Source organism: Catellatospora vulcania (assembly GCF_009720385.1).
GTDB classification, from domain to species: domain Bacteria; phylum Actinomycetota; class Actinomycetes; order Mycobacteriales; family Micromonosporaceae; genus Catellatospora; species Catellatospora vulcania.
This window is the reverse complement of sequence record NZ_ML769303.1, coordinates 406,458-425,844: the sequence shown is the minus strand read 5'-3', so window position 1 is coordinate 425,844 and position 19,387 is coordinate 406,458. Positions and strand designations below refer to the sequence as shown.

General features: G+C 71.8%; 13 protein-coding genes. 6 read left to right on the top strand and 7 right to left on the bottom strand.

Annotated features, from left to right (window positions below; all coding sequences use genetic code 11):
* Positions 1 to 12: 12 nt before the first annotated feature.
* Positions 13 to 1,689, bottom strand: coding sequence for an energy-dependent translational throttle protein EttA (gene ettA, locus F6W97_RS09925; protein ID WP_155369906.1), 1,677 nt, complete (start codon positions 1,687 to 1,689; stop codon positions 13 to 15).
* 292 nt (positions 1,690 to 1,981) lie between these two features.
* Here ettA and F6W97_RS09920 point away from each other — a divergent pair, with 292 nt between their 5' ends.
* The 3 genes from F6W97_RS09920 (at position 1,982) to F6W97_RS09910 (ending at position 7,515) form a co-directional block, all read left to right on the top strand.
* On the top strand, positions 1,982 to 3,403 hold the full coding sequence (locus F6W97_RS09920) for an alpha,alpha-trehalose-phosphate synthase (UDP-forming) (RefSeq protein WP_155369905.1): 1,422 nt from the start codon (positions 1,982 to 1,984) through the stop codon (positions 3,401 to 3,403).
* The gene (gene otsB / locus F6W97_RS09915; RefSeq protein WP_230686536.1) at positions 3,400 to 5,940 is read left to right on the top strand and encodes a trehalose-phosphatase; all 2,541 of its coding nucleotides are present in this window, start codon (positions 3,400 to 3,402) and stop codon (positions 5,938 to 5,940) included. The genes F6W97_RS09920 and otsB overlap by 4 nt, the downstream gene beginning before the upstream one ends.
* 105 nt (positions 5,941 to 6,045) lie before the next feature.
* Positions 6,046 to 7,515, top strand: coding sequence for an AAA family ATPase (locus F6W97_RS09910; RefSeq protein WP_155369903.1), 1,470 nt, complete (start codon positions 6,046 to 6,048; stop codon positions 7,513 to 7,515).
* Positions 7,516 to 7,723: 208 nt separating this feature from the next.
* On the opposite strand, the gene cobA is transcribed toward F6W97_RS09910, so the two are convergent.
* Both cobA and cobT read right to left on the bottom strand, forming a co-directional pair.
* Positions 7,724 to 8,923, bottom strand: a complete 1,200-nt coding sequence (gene cobA / locus F6W97_RS09905) for a uroporphyrinogen-III C-methyltransferase (RefSeq protein ID WP_155369902.1) — start codon at positions 8,921 to 8,923, stop codon at positions 7,724 to 7,726.
* A gap of 120 nt (positions 8,924 to 9,043) precedes the next feature.
* The gene (cobT, locus tag F6W97_RS09900) at positions 9,044 to 10,117 is read right to left on the bottom strand and encodes a nicotinate-nucleotide--dimethylbenzimidazole phosphoribosyltransferase (RefSeq protein WP_155369975.1); all 1,074 of its coding nucleotides are present in this window, start codon (positions 10,115 to 10,117) and stop codon (positions 9,044 to 9,046) included.
* Positions 10,118 to 10,239: 122 nt separating this feature from the next.
* On the opposite strand from cobT, the gene F6W97_RS09895 reads away from it, so the two are divergent.
* Positions 10,240 to 12,462, top strand: a complete 2,223-nt coding sequence (locus F6W97_RS09895; RefSeq protein WP_230686535.1) for a transglycosylase domain-containing protein — start codon at positions 10,240 to 10,242, stop codon at positions 12,460 to 12,462.
* Between the two features lie 70 nt (positions 12,463 to 12,532).
* Here F6W97_RS09895 and F6W97_RS09890 read toward each other — a convergent pair whose 3' ends face one another.
* On the bottom strand, positions 12,533 to 13,132 hold the full coding sequence (locus F6W97_RS09890; RefSeq protein WP_155369900.1) for a GNAT family N-acetyltransferase: 600 nt from the start codon (positions 13,130 to 13,132) through the stop codon (positions 12,533 to 12,535).
* Between the two features lie 178 nt (positions 13,133 to 13,310).
* On the opposite strand from F6W97_RS09890, the gene F6W97_RS09885 reads away from it, so the two are divergent.
* Both F6W97_RS09885 and F6W97_RS40540 read left to right on the top strand, forming a co-directional pair.
* On the top strand, positions 13,311 to 14,129 hold the full coding sequence (locus F6W97_RS09885) for an SURF1 family cytochrome oxidase biogenesis protein (protein ID WP_230686534.1): 819 nt from the start codon (positions 13,311 to 13,313) through the stop codon (positions 14,127 to 14,129).
* Between the two features lie 147 nt (positions 14,130 to 14,276).
* On the top strand, positions 14,277 to 15,350 hold the full coding sequence (locus F6W97_RS40540; RefSeq protein ID WP_230686558.1) for a hypothetical protein: 1,074 nt from the start codon (positions 14,277 to 14,279) through the stop codon (positions 15,348 to 15,350).
* Between the two features lie 174 nt (positions 15,351 to 15,524).
* On the opposite strand, the gene F6W97_RS09875 is transcribed toward F6W97_RS40540, so the two are convergent.
* From F6W97_RS09875 to F6W97_RS09865, 3 genes are all read right to left on the bottom strand, one after another.
* Positions 15,525 to 16,898 carry a dipeptidase gene (locus F6W97_RS09875; RefSeq protein ID WP_155369899.1) on the bottom strand — a complete coding sequence of 458 codons (1,374 nt, stop codon included), beginning with the start codon at positions 16,896 to 16,898 and terminating at the stop codon, positions 15,525 to 15,527.
* An 82-nt stretch (positions 16,899 to 16,980) separates the two neighbouring features.
* The gene (locus tag F6W97_RS09870; protein WP_155369898.1) at positions 16,981 to 17,529 is read right to left on the bottom strand and encodes a uridine kinase family protein; all 549 of its coding nucleotides are present in this window, start codon (positions 17,527 to 17,529) and stop codon (positions 16,981 to 16,983) included.
* Positions 17,530 to 17,635: 106 nt separating this feature from the next.
* Positions 17,636 to 19,174 (bottom strand): cobyric acid synthase, encoded by a 1,539-nt coding sequence (locus F6W97_RS09865; RefSeq protein ID WP_155369897.1) that lies wholly within the window; start codon positions 19,172 to 19,174, stop codon positions 17,636 to 17,638.
* Positions 19,175 to 19,387 lie beyond the last annotated feature (213 nt).

Here is a 19,387-nt window from a genome sequence, read left to right as displayed (position 1 = left end):
ACACGATCCGGATCAGTCGCGGGTCAGCCTGCGGTGGGTCACCCGGTGCGGGCGGGCCGCCTCGATGCCCAGGCGCTCGACCTTGTTCTTCTCGTACGACTCGAAGTTGCCCTCGAACCAGAACCACTTCGACTCGTTCTCCTCGGTGCCCTCCCACGCCAGGATGTGGGTGGACACGCGGTCGAGGAACATCCGGTCGTGGGAGATGACCACGGCGCAGCCCGGGAACTCCAGCAGCGCGTTCTCCAGGCTGGACAGCGTCTCCACGTCCAGGTCGTTGGTCGGCTCGTCGAGCAGCAGCACATTGCCGCCGATCTTGAGCGTCAGCGCCAGGTTGAGCCGGTTGCGCTCGCCGCCGGACAGCACGTTGACCGGCTTCTGCTGGTCCGGGCCCTTGAAGCCGAACGCGGCCACGTAGGCCCGCGACGGCATCTCGACCTTGCCGACCATCAGGTAGTCCAGGCCGTCGGAGACGACCTCCCAGACCGTCTGGCCGCTGTCCAGGCCGGCCCGGGTCTGGTCGACGTAGGACAGGGTGACCGTCTCGCCGACCCGGACCGCGCCGTCGTCCGGCTTCTCCAGCCCGACGATGGTCTTGAACAGGGTGGTCTTGCCGACGCCGTTGGGGCCGATGATGCCGACGATGCCGTTGCGCGGCAGCGAGAACGACAGGTTCTCGATCAGCACCCGGTCACCGAAGCCCTTGACCAGGTCCTTGACCTCGATCACCGTGTTGCCCAGGCGCGGGCCCGGCGGGATCTGGATCTCCTCGAAGTCCAGCTTGCGGGTCTTCTCCGCCTCGGAGGCCATCTCCTCGTACCGGTCCAGACGGGCCCGGGACTTGGTCTGGCGCGCCTTGGCGTTGGAGCGCACCCACTCCAGCTCCTCGGACAGGCGCTTGCGCATCTTGGCGTCCTTGCGGCCCTCGATCGACAAGCGCGCCGCCTTCTTCTCCAGGTAGGTGGAGTAGTTGCCCTCGTACGGGTGGGCGCGGCCGCGGTCGAGCTCCAGGATCCACTGGGCCACGTTGTCCAGGAAGTACCGGTCGTGGGTGATCGCGATCACCGTGCCGGGGTACTTCGCCAGGTGCTGCTCCAGCCACAGCACGCTCTCGGCGTCCAGGTGGTTGGTGGGCTCGTCGAGCAGCAGCAGGTCGGGCTGCTCCAGCAGCACCTTGCACAGCGCCACCCGGCGCTTCTCGCCGCCGGACAGCGGGCCGACCTCGGCGTCCGGCTCCGGGCAGCGCAGCGCGTCCATCGCCTGCTCGAGCTTGGAGTCGAGGTCCCACGCGTCGGCGTGGTCCAGCTCCTCCTGGAGCCGGCCCATCTCGTCCATCAGCTCGTCGGAGTAGTCGGTCGCCATCAGCTCGGCGATCTCGTTGAACCGGTCGAGCTTGGCCTTGGTGCCGGCGACGGCGAGCTCGATGTTCTGCAGCACGGTCAGCGACTCGTCCAGGCGCGGCTCCTGGGCCACCATGCCCACGGTGTAGCCGGGCATGAGCCGGGCCTCGCCGTTGCTGGGGATGTCCTGACCGGCCATGATCCGCAGCAGGCTGGACTTACCCGCGCCGTTCGGGCCGACCACGCCGATCTTGGCACCCGGCAGGAAGCTGAGCGTGACGTTGTCGAGCACAACCTTGTCGCCGTGCGCCTTGCGTGCCTTCTCGAGCGTGTATATGTACTGGGCCACGGTCGGGCCAACCCCCTTCAGACAGTCTTCGTGTCAATACTCCCAGGTGGCCCCGCGGCCTGGGCGGTGGGGCCGTGTGAGCCCACTCGCTCCGCCCGGGACGTGCGCCGATCCGGACATGCGGTTTGGCCGGGCACGGCCTGGGCATCACGCAGCGGGTTGTGATCAAAGCGCCCCGCTGGGATGATCTACACGTATCGCCTACGCGTGCCGCGCCGTTGATCCACCTTTGCGGGGACTTCAGTAGTCTCAGAGGATGGCCCACGATCCACCGATCGGAGGAGAGGCAGCGATGGTCGATCGCAGCCCGTTCGTTGTCGTCGCCAACCGGCTGCCCGTGGACGAAGTGACCACGGACACCCCGGGAGGCCGCGTCACCGGCTCCGGTGATTCCCGCCGCCGCTGGCGGCGCAGCCCCGGCGGTCTGGTGACCGCCCTGCACCCGGTGCTCGTCGAGCGCCATGGCACGTGGATCGGCTGGTCGGGCTCGCCCGGCGACGCTCCGGACCCGTTCGAGCTGGACGGCATCAACCTGCGGCCGGTGCCGCTCTCCGAAGAAGATCTTGAGCGGTACTACGAGGGCCAGTCCAACGCCACCATCTGGCCGCTCTACCACGACAACGTCGAGCCGCCCGTGTTCCGCCGCCGCTGGCGGGAGGCCTACCGGGTGGTCAACCGGCGCTACGCGGAGGCGGCCGCGGAGGTCGCCGCCGAGGGCGCGACCGTCTGGGTGCAGGACTACCAGCTGCAACTGGTGCCCGCGATGCTGCGGGAGCTGCGCCCCGATCTCAAGATCGGCTTCTTCCTGCACATCCCTTTTCCGCCGATCGAGCTGTTCATGCAGCTGCCGCAGCGCGCCGAGGTGCTGCGCGGGCTGCTCGGGGCCGACCTGGTCGGCTTCCAGCAGCGGCTGGCCGCGCAGAACTTCATCCGGCTGGCCCGGCACCTGCTCGGCACGCCGTACCACGGCAACGTGATCGAGTACGAAGGTCGCCAGGTCAAGGCGGACGCGTTCCCGATCTCGATCGACGTGGGCGAGATGCAGCGTCTCGCGGACAACCCACTTGTCCGGGAGCGGGCGGTGCAGATCCGGGCCGAGCTGGGTGACCCCAAAACGGTCATCCTGGGCGTGGACCGGCTCGACTACACCAAGGGCATCGAGCACCGGCTGAAGGCATATCGCGAGCTCCTGGCCGCGGGACGGCTTTCCGTGCCGGAATCGGTGATGGTGCAGGTCGCGACGCCGAGCCGGGAACGGGTCGAGCACTACCAGGCACTTCGCATCAAGGTCGAGCGCGAGGTGGGCCGGATCAACGGGGATTTCGGCCGCGTCGGCGTGCCTGCCGTGCATTACCTGCACCAGTCGTACAGTCGCAGTGAGTTGGCCGCGCTCTACTGCGCGGCCGACGTCATGATGGTGACCCCGTTGCGGGACGGTATGAACCTGGTGGCCAAGGAGTACGTGGCAGCACGCTTGGAACACGGTGGGGCGCTCGTGCTGAGCGAGTTCGCCGGCGCCGCGGGGGAACTGCGGCAGGCGTTCCTGTGCAACCCCCACGATCTGGACGCGGTCAAGGACGCACTCATGCGCGCGGTCACCGTCGACGAGCACGAGGCCCGGCGCCGGATGAGCGTGATGCAGCGGCACCTGCGCCGCCACGACGTGGCGCGCTGGGCGTCAGACTTCCTGACCGAACTGGGAGCAATACCATGACCCTGGGCATGACCGTCGATCTCGACCGCGACGGCTTCGACCCCGAACTGCGCTCCGCACTGGCGCAGCTGGCCCGTGTGCCGCACCTGCTCGTCGCGTGCGACTACGACGGCACCCTGGCCCCGATCGTGGAGGACCCGTCCGCGGCCGCCCCGATCCCGGAGGCGGTCGCAGCGTTGCGATCGCTGGCCACGCTCCCGCAGACCACCGTCGCGGTGGTCTCCGGGCGGGCGCTGCGCGACCTCGCGGCGCTGTCCCGGCTGCCCAGCGAGGTGCATCTCGTCGGCAGCCACGGCTCCGAGTTCGACATCGGCTTCGTCCAGCGGCTCGCCTCCGACCTGGTCGAGCTGCGCAGCAGGCTGCAGACCGAGCTGGAGCGCATCGCCGCCGAGCACCCGGGCGTACGCCTGGAGAACAAGCCCGCCAGCGTCGCAGTCCACCTGCGTACCGCCTCCCGGGCGGTGGCCAGCGCGGTGACCGACGCGGTCCGGTGCGGCCCGGCGTCCTGGCCCGGTGTGCACACCACCGAGGGCAAGGAGGTCGTCGAGTTGTCGGTGCTGGCCTCGCACAAGGGCACCGCCATCGACGAGCTGCGCCGCCAGGTGTCCGCGGGGGCCGTGCTGTTCATGGGCGACGACGTCACCGACGAGAACGCCTTCCGGCAGCTGTCGGGCAAGGACATCGGCGTCAAGGTGGGAGCGGGCGAGACCGCCGCGAACTTCCGGGTGCACGACCCGCTGCAGGCGGTGCGCATCCTGGCGCTGCTGCTGGACACCCGGCGGCACTGGCTGTTCGGCGAGCGGGCGGTGCCGATCGAGCGCCACTCGATGCTGGCCGACGGCCGCACCGTCGCGCTGATCAGCCCGGACGCCCGGGTGAGCTGGCTGTGCCACCCGCGGCCCGACAGCGCGGCGATCTTCGCCGACCTGCTCGGCGGCGCCCCGGCAGGCCACTTCACGGTCGCGCCGCTGCGCGGCGGCCACCCGCTCGGCCAGCGCTACCGCCCCGGCACGATGACCGTGGAGACCCGCTGGTCCGGGCTGACCGTGACGGACTGGCTGGAGGGCGACAGCCTGATGCGCCGCCTCACCGGCAACACGGTGGTGCGCGTCGAGTACGCCCCGCGGCCCGAGTTCGGGCAGGTGCCGGTGCAGTTGCAGCCGCTCACCGACGGGCTGCTGGTGCTCGGCACCAGCGAGCACCTGTGCCTGTACTCCCCCGGCGTGGAGTGGGACGTGGTCGACGACGGCGGGCACGACACCGCCCGCGCGGTGATCGACCTGTCGAAGATGAACGGCGAGGCGCTGCTCGAGATGCGTATGCGCAGCCACAACCTGACCGCCCACCCGCTGTCCGCGGGCGAGCGGCTGGAACTGGTCGAGCAGCCGTGGCGGGAGTGGGCCAACTCCCTGGAGCTGCCCTCGGTCGAGAAGGAGGTGGTCATGCGCAGCGCGCTCACGCTGCGCGGGCTGTGCCACTTCGAGGGCGGCGGCGTCATCGCGGCGGCGACCACCTCACTGCCCGAGACGCTCGGCGGCATCCGCAACTGGGACTACCGCTTCGTCTGGCTGCGCGACGGCGCGATGACCGTCAAGGCGCTCGTCGAGCTGGGCTCGCTGACCGAGGCCGAGGCGTTCCTGCGGTGGGTCGACGGTGTGGTCGACCGGACCGGCGGGCACCCGGAGCGGCTGCACCCGCTCTACACCGTGGACGGCTACGAACTCGGCCCGGAGGCCGTGATCGAGAGCCTGCCCGGCTACGCCGGCTCCCGGCCGGTGCGCGTCGGCAACGCCGCCAACAAGCAGCTCCAGCTCGACGTGTTCGGGCCGGTCGCGGATGTGCTGATGGCGGTCGCGGACCGGCGCGGCAAGATCCGTCATGAGGAGTGGCGGGTCATGGAGGCCATGGTGCAGGCCTGTGCCCAGCGCTGGCACGAGCCCGACCACGGCATCTGGGAGGCCCGCCTGCCTCCGCGGCACCACGTGTACTCCAAGGTCATGTCCTGGATGACGGTGGACCGGGCGCTGCAGGTGCTGGAGCGGCACACCACCGAGGAGCGGCCCGAGTGGGTCGAGCTGCGGGACCGGATCGCCGAGAACGTCCTGCACCAGGGCTGGCACGAGGGCACCAAGGCCTACACGGTGGCCTACGGGTTCCCGGAGATGGACGCGTCCAGCCTGTGGATCGGCCTGTCCGGCCTGCTGGCCGACGACGACCCGCGCTTCCTGGACACGGTGCTGGCCGTCGAGGCCGAGCTGCGCTCGGGACCGGTGGTCTACCGGTACAAGTGGGACGACGGCATGCCCGGCAAGGAGGGCGGCTTCCACATCTGCACCGCGTGGCTGATCGAGGCTTACCTGCGTACCGGCCGCCGGGCCGACGCCGAGGAGCTGTTCGACCAGATGCTGGCCACGGCCGGCCCGACCGGCCTGCTCCCCGAGCAGTACGACCCGGACCTGGAGCGCGGCCTGGGCAACCACCCGCAGGCCTACAGCCACCTCGGCCTGATCAGGTGCGCGCAGCTCCTGGGCCGCTGAAAGGAAGGGCACCTTCACATCGCCATGCGTTGTAGAAGGTGCCCTTCTTAACGTCTCGATAACTATGGTAGCTGTAACTATCATAGTTGGCGCTACCATAGTTGCGTGAATGCGTCCAAGCCTGAGCGGTTGCACGGCCGCACCCTCGAATGGGACGAACTGACCGACTTCGTGTCAGCGCCGACGCCCGGCGCGACGCTCGGGCTCGTCTACGGCCGCCGCCGCCAGGGCAAGACGCTGATGCTGGAACTCCTCGCACAGCAGACCGGCGGCTTCTTCTTCGGCGCGACGCAGCAGACCGAGAGCCAGAACCTCGCCGACCTCGGCCGCGCCCTGGCCGAGCACCGCGGGCTCGGCTCGCCCCTGGCCCCGGCCGACTGGCGCGAAGCCCTGGCCGAGCTGATCCGGCTCGGCCGCGAGCGGCAGCTCCCCGTGATCATCGACGAGTTCCCCTACCTCGTCGCCACCACGCCCGCCCTGCCCTCATACCTGCAGCAGGCGCTCAGCCCGCTCGGCGAGGCCAAGCAGGACACCCGTACCCGGCTCATCCTCTGCGGCAGCGCGCTGACCACGATGTCCACGCTGCTCGGGGCGGGCGCGCCGCTGCGCGGCCGGGCCGTGCTGGAACTGGTGGTGCGCCCGTTCGGCTACCGCGAGGCCGCCGCCTTCTGGGGACTCGACGATCCCGAACTCGCGTTCCGGGTCAACGCACTGGTCGGCGGCACCCCGGCGTACCTGGAGATGAGCGGCGGGGCCGGGCCGCGCAGCGTGGCCGATTTCGACCGCTGGGCGCAGCGCCGGATCGTCAACCCCGCCTCGGCGATGTTCCGCGAGGGCAGCCTGCTGCTGCGCGAGGACCCGTCGATCGCCGACCCCACCTCGTACGCCGCGGTCCTCACCGCGCTGAGCGCCGGCAAGGTCCGCCGCACCGAGATCGCGGCCGAACTGGGCCGGCCCGCTTCGGCGCTGGCCCACCTGCTCAACGGCCTGCAGAGCATCGGCCTGGTCGAGGCCGTCGACGACGCGCTGCGCAGCAAACGCACCGTGTACCGGATCACCGAGCCCGTCGTGCGGCTGTACCAGCTGATCATCACGCGCCACGAGGCCGAGCTGGTCGCCGGGCGCGCGGACCAGGTGTGGGCGCGCAACGCCGACACGATCGCCTCTAAGATCTACGGGCCGCACTTCGAGGACCTGACCCGCCAGTGGTGCCAGTGGCACGCGAGCGAGCAGACCCTGGGCGGCCTGGCGAGCCGGGTGCTGCCCACGCAGATCGCCTGCCGCGAGCACCGGGCCGGCCACGAGCTGGACGCCGTCGTCTGGGAGACCCGACCCGGCCAGGCCGACCGCATCATCGCCATCGGCGAGGCGAAAGCCACCACCAGCCCCGTAGGCGCCGACGAGCTGTCCCGCCTGGACCACCTGCGCACCCTGCTCCCCGCCGACGCCGCCGCCCCCACACCCCGACTGCTCCTGTTCAGCCGCTCCGGCTTCACCCCCGCCCTGAAACGCACGGCAGGCACCCGCGACGACGTCGAACTGGTCGACCTGGCCCGCCTCTACCAGGGCTCCTGACCCACCCTCCCGCCACTGCTGCGCAGTTTCGGGGAAGCTGCACGATCCACCGCCCCGTTTCATGCACTTTCCCCGAAACTGCGGGCCGGGGGCGGGCGGGGCCGGCCGGGGTGGGGTGGGCCGGCCGGGGTGGGCCGGGCCGAGGCGGGGGTGGGGGGTGGGAGGGTGGGGTTTGGGCGTGGGTGGGGTGGGTGTCAGCGGGTGGGTGTCAGCGGGTGGGTGGGAGGACGTCGGCGACGTGACCGACGACGACGATGGCGGGCGGGTTGAGTTGCCTAGCCAGGTCGGGGAGGTCGGCGAGGGTGCCGTGGACGGACTTCTGGTGGTCGGTGGTGCCCTCCTGGATCACCGCGGCGGGGGTCGCGGCGTCGCGGCCGTGGGCCAGCAGCGTGGCCACGATGGCGGGCAGGTTCTTCAGTCCCATCAGGATCACCAGGGTGCCGCGTAGGCGGGCCAGCGCCTGCCAGTCCACCAGCGAGTCCGGGTGGTCGGGGCCGATGTGCCCGCTGACCACGGTGAACTCGTGGGCCACCCGGCGGTGGGTCACCGGGATCCCGGCTGCGGCGGGCACCGAGATGGCGCTGGTCACGCCGGGCACCACGGTCACCGGGACGCCCGCCTCGGCGCAGGCCAGCACCTCTTCGCCGCCGCGGCCGAACACGTACGGGTCGCCGCCCTTGAGGCGCACCACGAACAGCCCGGCCCTGGCCCGTTCCACCAGGATGCGGTTGATCTCCTCCTGCTGCGCGGCCGGCCCGTACGGCAGCTTCGCCACGTCGACGAGTTCCACGTCGGCGCGCAGCTCGTCGAGCAGCAGGCCGGGCCCGAGCCGGTCGGCGACCACCACGTCCGCGGCGGCCAGCAGACGGCGGCCCTTGACCGTGATCAGTTCGGGGTCGCCGGGACCGCCGCCGACCAGGGCCACGGTGCCCTTGACCGTCTCCGGGACCGTGGCCTCGTCGGTGGCCAGCAGGTTCGCGATGCGGTCGCGCACCGCCACGGCCCTGCGGGGTGAGCCGCCCGCGAGCACCGCCACGGTCACCGCGCCGTGCCGGGCCACCGCCGGGGTCCAGGCACTCGCGGCGTGCCGGTCGTCGGCGCGTACGCAGAAGATGCGGCGCCGCTCCGCCGCGGCCGAGACCGACTCCGCGGCCTCGTGGTCGTCGACCGCGACCTGCACCAGCCAGACGCCGTCCAGGTCGTCCTCGGCGAACGGGCGCTCGTGCCAGGTGAACCGGCCCGCGTCGGAAAGGCCGCGCAGCGCGGGTGTCAGCTCCGGCGCGACCAGGCGCACGTTCGCCCCGGCCGCCAGCAGCGCCGGCACTCGCCGGGTCGCCACCGCGCCCCCGCCGACGACCAGCACCAGCCGCCCGTCCAGCCGCAACGCGAGGGGATAGAGGTCACTCACTGTCGGTGCACGTCCTTTGTGGGTGCCGGCGCAGCGTCCCCGGTCGGGCTCGCTGCGTCCGTGCTCAGTCTTCGGTCCTGGCGGAGCCGCCCGGGCTCGGCCGGGCGAGGCCCGCTCCGCTCACTCATCGACTTTCGCGGCGACACCGGCGCTGTCGAACGTCGCCATCTCGTGCAGGACCCGCACCGAGCCGGCGACGATCGGGTAGGCCAGCACCGCGCCCGTGCCCTCGCCCAGCCGGAGGCCGAGGTCGAGCAGCGGGTTCAGTTCGAGCTGCGACAGCGCCACGCTAGCGCCCGGCTCCACCGACTGGTGTCCAGCGATCATGGCGTCCCGGCTGCTGGGCGCCAGGGCCACGGCGGTCAGCGCGGCGGCGGCCGCGATCACGCCGTCGAGGATGACCGGCACCCGGCGCGACGCCGCGCCCAGGATGAAGCCGGTCAGCCCGGCGTGCTCCAGGCCACCGAGCGCGGCCAGCACCGCCACCGGGTCGGTGGCCGGGTCGCCGCCCCAGGACGGGCCGTGCAGCCCCAGCGCCTGCCGGATCACCTCGACCTTGCGCAGGTGGGTGGGCGCGTCGATGCCGGTGCCGTAACCGGTGACCACGCCGGGGTCGCGCCCGGTGAACGCGCAGATGAGCGCCGCCGACGCGGTGGTGTTGCCGATGCCCATGTCACCGGTGAGCAGCACGCGGGCTCCGCCGTCGATCATCGCGTGCGCGGTCTGGATGCCGACCTCCAACGCGGCCAGTGCCTCGGCGCGGGTCATCGCGGGCTCGACGGTCATGTCCCGGGTGCCGTGCCGGACCTTGGCCGAGATCAGGCCGTCGGCCGGGGGCAGCTCGGCGGCGACGCCGACGTCGACCACGGTCACCGTGACGCCGGTCTGCCGGGCGAGCGCGTTGACGGCGGCGCCACCGGCCAGGAAGTTGCCGACCATCTGGGCGGTGACCTCCTGCGGCCACGGCGTCACGCCCTGCGCGTGCACCCCGTGGTCGCCGGCGAACACGGCCAGCTGCGCCGGTTCCAGCAGCGGCGGCGGGCAGGCCGCGGTCAGCCCGGCCAGCCGCACCGACAGTTCCTCCAGCTCGCCCAGTGAGCCGGCGGGCTTGGTCAGCCGGGCCTGCAACTCACGGGCCTGGTTCATCGCGGCGGCGTCGAGCGGACGGACCGCCTCGATCGTTAAGCCCAACAGCTCACTCGTCACGACCTCACCTCACCACGTCGGCTGTCGCGATGCCGACTCGGGGGTAGAAATCGTCGCGTCTTTTACTGCTTTGAATCCATCTACTGAGTAGTTTGTCCTACCTTTGTAGGGTGAAGCCGCTTAGCCGCCTAAAAGGTGCAATTTCCGCCACCGGACGTCTCGCGCCGATCCTGCGCTCGGGCCTCATCGCAGGCGTCGTCGTCGCCGCGGTCACCTACCCCCTCGCCGCGGTGGGCGGCCTGGGGCTGAAGGCCGGCGCCGATTTCTACGACTCGCTGCCGTCGGAGCTCAAGAGCCTGCCTCCGGCACAGACCAGCTACGTGTACGCGTCGGACGGCAAGACGCTGCTCACGAACTTCTACGAGGAACATCGCAAATACGCGCCGATCGGCGACGTCTCGGAGAACATCCGCAAGGCGATCGTGGCCAGTGAGGACGGGCGCTTCTACGAGCACAACGGCGTCGACGCCAAGGGCATCGCCCGTGCCTTCGTGGCAAACCACACCGCGGGCGAGGTGTCCCAGGGGGCGTCCACGCTGACCATGCAGTACGTGCGCATGGCGCTGCGCGACGGCGCGCAGACCCCCAGCGAGGTCATGGCGGCGACCGAGCAGACACCGCTTCGCAAGATCCGCGAGGCGCGGCTGGCCATCAAGGTCGAGAAGGAAATGTCGAAGACCGACATCCTGGAGCGCTACCTGAACGTGGCCTACTTCGGGCACCGGGCCTACGGCGTCTTCGCGGCGGCGCAGATCTTCTTCTCCAAGCTGCCGAAGGACCTGACGCTGGCCGAGTCGGCCACGCTGGCCGGCCTGGTCAAGGCGCCCACCGCCTACGACCCGGCGGGCAGCGACCAGACGGCGGCCACCCAGCGGCGCAACTACGTCATCGACCGAATGGCCGAACTCGGCTACATCACGCCCGCCGTCGCCGAGACGACGAAGAAGGAACCCATCAAGCTGAAGATCACCGAGCCGCCGAACGACTGCATCGCGGTGGCCAAGAAGAACAACAGCTGGGGCTTCTTCTGCGACATGTTCAAGAACTGGTGGCTGTCGCAGCCGGCGTTCGGGGCCAACCCGGGTGAGCGCGAGGACAACCTGCGCCGCGGCGGCTACAAGATCACCACATCGCTGGACCCGAAGGTCCAGGACATCGCGATGGACCACGTCACCAAGCGGCAGCCGATCGGCAGCGCGTACGCCCTGGGCGAGGTCGTGGTGCAGCCCGGCACCGGGCTGGTCAAGGCGATGGCGGTGAACCGGACGTACTCGCTCGACCAGGCGGGCAACGGGGCGCACACCGACCCCAAGCGCTACGGCAAGGTCAAGGGCAACTACCCGAACACGGTGAACCCGCTGCTCGGCGGCGGCAACCTGCCGGGTTACCAGGCAGGCTCGACGTTCAAGATCTTCACGATGGTGGCCGCGCTGGACGCCGGCATGAAGATGAACACCTGGTTCTACGCGCCGCACCGGTACAAGTCGCAGTACTTCGCCGGCTGGGGCGAGCGCGGCTCCTGCGGCGGCGGGCACTGGTGCCCGTCCAACGCCAGCGGCTCGATGACCGGCAACCACGCCATGTGGTCGGGCTTCGGCAAGTCGGTCAACACGTACTTCGTCCAGCTGGAGCAGAAGGTCGGCGCGGACAAGGCGGTCCGCATGGCCGAGCGGCTCGGCCTGAAGTGGCGCACCGACATCGACCAGCTGCAGGCCTCGCCGGGCAAGTCCAAGACCTGGGGCTCGTTCACCCTCGGCGTCGCGGACACCACGCCGCTGGAGATGGCCAACGCGTACGCCACCATGGCCGCCGAAGGCAAGTTCTGCGAGGCGCTGCCGGTCACCGGGATCGTCAATCCCGACGGCACCCCGGCGATGATGACCGTAAAGGGCCAGCAGGTGCCCGTCGCGACGCCCCGCTGCCGCCAGGAGGTCAGCAAGGACGTGGCCCGCGCCGCCACCGACGCGATGCGCTGCGTCACCGGGTACGGCGCGGCCAAGGGCGGCTGCGGCGGCTGGTCCACGGCCCCCGGCGTCTACGGCATGGTGGACCGCCCGGTCGCGGGCAAGACCGGCACCACCGACGACACCCGGGCCGCCTGGTTCGTCGGGTTCACCAAGGAGCTGGCCGCGGCGGCCTTCATGGCCGACCCGGACAACCCGTTCCACGCCACCGGCGACTACAACTCCTGGAAGCCGATCGAGACCGTGGCGTACACCCTGAAGGACGCGCTGAAGGGCAAGGACGTCCAGCACTTCAACCCGCCCTCCGACAAGATCCTCGGGAAGAAGCCGGCCAACCTGCCGAAGATGAAGAAAAAGAAGAAGAACTGAACGGCTCACACAGCGAAGGGGCCCCGCCGGTCGGCGGGGCCCCTTCGCTGTTCCGGCTGTGTTCGGCGATTCAGCGCAGGTCGGCCGCGACGATGGACCAGACCTCCAGGTCCACCCGGCCGCTGTGCACGTACCCGGCGTTGCGCAGCAGGCCCTCGTAGGTGAAACCGGCCTTCTCGGCCACCCGCCGCGACGCCGTGTTGCCCGGGGCCACCCGCAGCTCGATGCGCTGGAAGCCGTGCTCCAGCACCAGGGCCAGGGTCAGCGCGTCCACCGCCTCCGGCGCCATGCCCAGGCCGCGGGTGTCCGCGGAGACCGCGTACGAGATCTCGGTGACCCGGCCGACCCAGTCCGTGCGCTTGGTCCACAGGCAGCCGACCAGCCGCTGGTCCTCGCGCCGCACGATGCCGTAGTGGTCGCCCGCCCCGCTGTCGCGGCGCTCCCCCGCCATCTCCGTGCACCACGAGCGCCCGTCGATCTGCCCGAACTCCTTCGGGAACGGCAGCCAGCGCTGCGTCTGCTTGTCCGCGAAGATCTCCGTCACCGGGTCGGCGTCGGCGCCCACCAGCGGGCGCACGTCCAGCCGCGGCGTCTGCACGGTCATCGTCGGAAACCGGCGCACCGCGACGTTGCCCAGCCCGGCCCCGCCGGAATCGGGATTGGCAGACATACGGAGAACTCCAGACGTAAGGGCGGCCGCCTCGGCGGAGCACAGGTGCTGTTCTTCAGACGCGCGGCCGCTGTCCGAAGCTGCACCATACCCGCTGTGCCATCCGGTCGTCCGAGTGACCGCTCCACCGATCGGCCGTGACAGAACTCACAGCTCACGGCCTGGGTAAACTGCCCGGGTGCACGCCCTCCTCTCCCGCCGCTGGCTGACCGTCTTCGCCGTCGCCCTGCTCGCCTCCTTCGTGATGGTGCTGCTCGGCCGCTGGCAGTGGAGCCGTTACGAACTGCGCAGCGCGATCAACGACCGGATCGACGCCAGCACCGTGGTCACGCCGGTGCCGGTGGGCGACGTGCTGGCCGCCGCCCCCGCCGGCAAGGGCGCGGCGCCCGGCCCCGGGGACGACTCGGCCTGGACCCGGGTCACCGCCACCGGGCGGTACGACACCACGCAGGAGATCCTGGTCCGCAACCGCACCGTCGACGGCACCGTCGGCTACGAGATCCTCACCCCGCTGCTGCTGGCCGACGGCTCGGCGCTGCTGGTCGACCGCGGCTGGGTGCCGCCGCACCCCGACGGCATCACCGTCGCGCCGGCGTTCCCCGCCGCGCCGACCGGCCCCGTCACCGTCGTCGGCCGGGTGCACCTGACCGAATCCGGCGCGGGCGCCGTCGACCAGCGCAACGGCCACTGGGAGACGCGCCGGGTCAGCCTGCCGGCCATCGCGGACAAGCTGCCCTACCCGGTGCTCGGCGCGTACCTGCTCGCCGACGCCGACACCCCCGGCGCGCAGGGGCTGACCGCGATCGAGGTCGGCCACGAGAACGACTGGCTCAACCTCGGGTACGCCGTACAGTGGTGGATCTTCGCGGCCGGCGCCCTGGTCGGCGTGGCCTATCTGGCCCGCAAGGATCTGCGCGAGCAGGCCGCCGCCGAGTCCGGCGCGGGCCCGGACCCGGAGCCGACTGCCGCACCGGCCGACGCCGCCGCATCGGCCTGACCTGGCCTGCCGTTCCGGCATCACCCCGGCCGCCGCCGTAAGCACACTGTCCGGTGCGGACGCCGGGTGATCGCACCGCGGCCCGCGCACGTGCGATCACCCCGGTGAGCGCTGATGCCGTGGACGGGCAACGGCTATCGTGCCGGTGTGACCGACGAGCAGCCCGACCAGCCGCGCCCCGACCTGCCGCCGACCCTGCCGCTGCCGACCCAGCCCATGTCGGCGTTCGGCGCACGCGCCCGTGCCGAGATGCCCGACGCGGCACAGGTCCCGGTCGCCGCCCCGCCGAGCGAACCGCCGGCCCCGCCGACCATGCCCGTGGTCTACCTCGCCGCCCCGCCGGTGACCCCGTCCACGCCACCGGCCGACCCGACGCAGCCGATCCCGTCGGCGCCCGCGGTCGGCTCGGCGTCCGTGCCCGCCCCGCCCCTCGCGCCGACGGCGCCGATCGCCTCCGCGCCTGCGGTGGGATCCGCGCAGGTCTCCAGCCCGCCCGCCGCACCACGCACACCACCGCTCGCGCCCACCATGCCGATCGCCTCCGCGCCTGCGGTGGGATCCGCGCAGGTCTCCAGCCCGCCCGCCGCACCACGCACACCACCGCTCGCGCCCACCATGCCGATCGCCTCCGCACCCGCGGTCGGATCCGCGCAGGTCTCGACTCCCCCGGTGGCTGCGTCGCCCTGGACGCCGCCGGTCGCCGCCGCGCCACCCGCCCCGCCCGCCGCGCCGCCGGCCCCGCCGCCGGTGGCACCGCCGCCCACGGCGCGAGCCGCACAGCCCGCGCCGCCGCGACTGCAGATGCCGCACACGCCTGCTCCGGCGACCCGTCCCCCGGCCACGCCGCCCGGGCGGCCCTCCGCCGGCCCCGGGCCGGTGCTCGTGCAGCTCGGCGAGGTGTCCGTCAGCTCGACCACGATCCACACGCCGTCGGGTGAGATACCGCTGCGCGGTTCGCAGTGGGCGGTCAGCGATCAGTGGCACTCCCAGCAGCGCATCCCCGCCTGGGCGGTCGTCTGCGCCGTGGTGGGCTTCTTCCTGCTCTGCTTCCTGAGCCTGCTCTTCCTGCTGGCCAAGGAGACCCGGTACACCGGCACCGTCCAGGTCATCATCACCAACGGCCCGCGCCAGTACGTGGTCCGCATCCCGGTGACCGACCAGCGCGTGGTCGCCCACATCCACGCCCAGGTCAACTACGCCCGCTCCCTGGCCGCCCTGTAACCCTGGCCGCCCTGTAACCGGACACCCCGTCATGCATAGACGCTGGCCTATCTGGATGAGAAAAACAAGATCGTACTCAACCAGATAGGCCAGCGTCTATGAAAAAGTGGGGACCCGCACCGCCCCGACGCCCGGCACGGGCGCGAGGCGGGACGGGTCCCTGGTGGTCGGCGGTCAGGCCTTGGCGGCCTCGGCCACGTTGTGCAGGAGCAGGGCCTCGGCGAGGCAGACCCGGGCGAACTCGCCCAGGTGCAGGCTCTCGTTCGGGCCGTGTGCCTTGGCGTGCGGGTCCTCCACGCCGGTGACCAGGATGGACGCTCCGGGGAACATCTCCTGGAAGGTGGCGATGAACGGGATCGAGCCACCGACGCCGATCTCGACCGGCTCGGTGCCGTCCCAGGCCGTGGCGAACGCCGAGCGGGCCGCGTCGAAGTACTTGCCCGTGGCGTCGATCACGCACGCGTTGCCGTCGTGCTCGAACTCGAAGCTGATCTTCGCACCCCACGGCACGTGCTTCTCCAGGTGCGCCATCAGCGCCTGGTACGCCGACTTCGGGTCGTCGCCGGGGGCCAGGCGCAGGCTCAGCTTGGCGCGGGCCGCCGGGACCAGCGCGTTGGGCGCCTCGGCCGTACGCGGCGCGTCGATGCCGAGCACCGCCAGCGCCGGCTTGGTCCACATCCGGTCGACGATGCGGCCGGTGCCGATCAGCTCGACGCCGTGGAGGATGCCCGCCTCGGCGCGGTAGCGGTCCACCGGGTAGTCCAGCGGCGCGGCTTCGCCGCTGACCAGGCCGGGCACCGCGACGTCGCCGTCGGCGTCGTGCAGCGTGGCCAGCAGCCGGCACAGCACCGTCAGCGCGTCGGGGACGGGGCCGCCGAACATGCCGCTGTGCACCGCGGACTCCAGCACCTGCACGTCGACGAAGCTGTTCACGATGCCGCGCAGCGACGTGGTCAGCGCGGGCACGCCGATGTCCCAGTTGCCGGAGTCGGCGATGACGATGACGTCCGCCGCCAGCTCGTCCTTGTGCTTGGCCAGCAGGCCCGGCAGCGAGTCGGAGCCGAACTCCTCCTCGCCCTCGACGAACACGACCACGCCCAGCGGCAGCCGGTCGTCGTCGGTTCCGCAGCCGAACGCGCGCAGCGCCGCGATGTGCGCCATGACACCGGCCTTGTCGTCGGCGGCGCCGCGGCCGTAGAGGCGGCCGTCGCGCTCGGTCGGCTCGAACGGCTCCGACTCCCACTTGCTCAGGTCGCCCACGGGCTGGACGTCGTGGTGGGCGTAGAGCAGGACGGTCGGTGCGCCGGCCGGGGCGGGGCGGCGGCCGATGACCGCGGGGTGCCCTTCGCCGATCCGGCTGACCTGCACGTCGAGCCCGACGCCGCGCATGAGTTCGGCGACCGCCTGGGCGGAACGCTCCAGCGGGGCGAAGTCGAAGCCGTCGAAGGCGATGCCGGGGATGCGTACGAGCGCCTCGAGGTCGGCCCGTACCCCCGGGAGCTCGCGCTCGATCGCAGCGCGCAGCTCGTCAACAGTGAGGGTCGTCATGAGGATGATCCTGTCACGGCCCCCGGACGACCTGCACGGTGATCGGCCCGTTGGGGCCTGTGCCACCGGTGGGCCGTCCCGCTCAGCCCGCCCCGTCGATCCGCAGGTCGGCGAGCGCGGCGGTGCCGTCGGCGGCGAAGTGGATCGCCTCGCGCCGCCGCCACTGCCGCAGCACCGGCTGCATCGCCGGTCCGTCACGCAGCACGCTGCGCGCCCGGCGCACCTCGGCCGGGGCGTCGACGTACACGGTGAGGCTGGCCAGGGGGCGGCCCTCCGCGCGGGCGCTGCCGACCCCTTCGACGATCACGATCTCGGCGGGCCACACGGTGATCCACTCGGTGCCGAAGCGGCGCAGGTGCCAGTCGTACGGGTGGTAGCCGCCCGGCGCGCCGAACCGGATCGGCGTGAGCACCTGCCGCTCCAGCCGCGGCCAATAGGTGAACTGGTCGTCCCAGCCGTCGAGCAGGTCGTCGGTGTGCACGACCGAGACCGACCGTGCGCCCAGCGCCTCGGCCAGCCGCGCCGCATGGAACGTCTTACCCGCCCCGCTGGGGCCGTCGACCAGCACCAGTCGGGTGCGCCCGAGCCGCGGTTCCGCCGCCAGCACCCGTGCCGCCTCAACGCTCGTCATCTCGCTCCTCACCGGCTCGGCCGCCCACAGTTTCGGGGAAACTGCACCCATCGGCGTGGCCGTTCCTGCACTTTCCCCGAAGCTGTGGGCCGTCCGCCGGGTGGGGTCAGGTGAGTGAGGGTGCGCCGGGTGGGAGGAAGGGGAGGTCCATGGGCGCTCCTTTCTCGATGAGGCGCCAGAGGGCGTCGGTGTCCAGATGCTCCTCGACCAGGTCGCCGAGGCGGTCGACGGTCGCCTCCCGCATCGCGGCGAAGCTCGTGTCCGGCGCGACCTCGAAGCCGCGCCGCCCGGCGAGGCCTGCGGCGAGGGTGAGGAAGCGGCGGCGGAACTCGTCGGACTCGAACGCGCCGTGCCAGTGCGTGCCGAACACGTTGCCGGCCGCCGCGCCCTCGGTGTCGCCGCCGGGCAGGGTGATCAGCGACGCCAGCGCCGGATCCCGGTACGCCACCCGCCCGTGATGGATCTCGTACCCGCGCACGTCGGCGCCGAGCGCCTGACCGGCCGGCCGGGACAGGGTCTTGTCCGGCGCGAACACGATGCGCACCGGCAGCAGCCCGAGTCCGGCGACGTCGCCGCGGCGGCTCTCCACCTCGTCGGCGATCTGCTCGGACAGCATCTGGAAGCCGCCGCAGATGCCCAGCAGCGGCCGCCCGGCCCGTGCGTGCGCCAGCACGGCCTGGTCCAGGCCGGTGTCACGGAGCCAGCGCAGGTCGTCCACGGTCGCCTTGGTGCCGGGCAGCACGACCAGGTCGGCGTCGGCCAGCTCGCCCGGCTCAACGGTCAGCCGGACGCTCACCCCGGGCTCGCAGGCCAGCGCTTCGGCGTCGGTGGCATTGGAGATGTGCGGCAGCCGCACCACGGCGACCCGCAGCCATTCCTGCCCCCGCGCCGGGGCGGGCCGCCCGAGCACCCGCCCGTACGCCAGCGCGTCCTCGGCGTCGAGCCACAGGTCCACATCGAACGGCAGCACGCCGTACACCCTGCGGCCGGTAGCCGCCTCGATCATGTCGACGCCGGGCTGCAGCAGCGCCCGCGAGCCGCGGAACTTGTTGACCACGAATCCGGCAACCAGCGCCTGGTCCTCGGCGTCGAGCAGGGCGACGGTGCCGAACATGGCCGCGAAGACGCCGCCGCGGTCGATGTCGCCGACCACGATCGTCGGCATCCGCCCGTGCCGGGCCAGCCCCATGTTCACGTAGTCGTGGTCCCGGAGGTTGATCTCCGCCGGGCTGCCCGCGCCCTCGCACACCACCACGTCAAACTCGGCGGACAGCTCGTCGTAGGCGGCGAAGGCGGCTCCGGACATGGCCGGCTTCAGCCGCCGGAAGTTCGCCGCGTCGATGGTGTCCACGGCCTGCCCCAGCAGCACGACCTGGCTGGTGTGGTCGCTGCCCGGCTTGAGCAGCACCGGGTTGAACCGCACCTGCGGCTCCTGCCCGCAGGCGAAGGCCTGCAGCGCCTGCGCCCGCCCGATCTCGCCGCCGCGGCCCTGCGCGTCGACGACGACCGCCGAGTTGTTCGACATGTTCTGCGCCTTGAACGGGGCCACCCGCACACCTCTGCGGTGCAGCCACCGGCACACCCCGGCGGTCAGCACGCTCTTGCCGGCGTCGGAGGTCGTGCCTGCGATCAAGATCCCGCTCATGCTCCCAGCCTAGGGGACCCCACTGCGCCGCCCGGCGGGCCGGACCTGCGGTGTGAGCGGGCGCAGCGAGCGAACCACACGGTTCGGTCGTCACGACGCCGACGAGCACGGCGAGGAGGGGGCGACCCGGCCACACCATCGGCCGGCTCGGCCGAACGAGCCGGACCGGGCTGGAGCGGGGCGGCCGGTCTCCCCAGTTTGCCCACCGGCCGC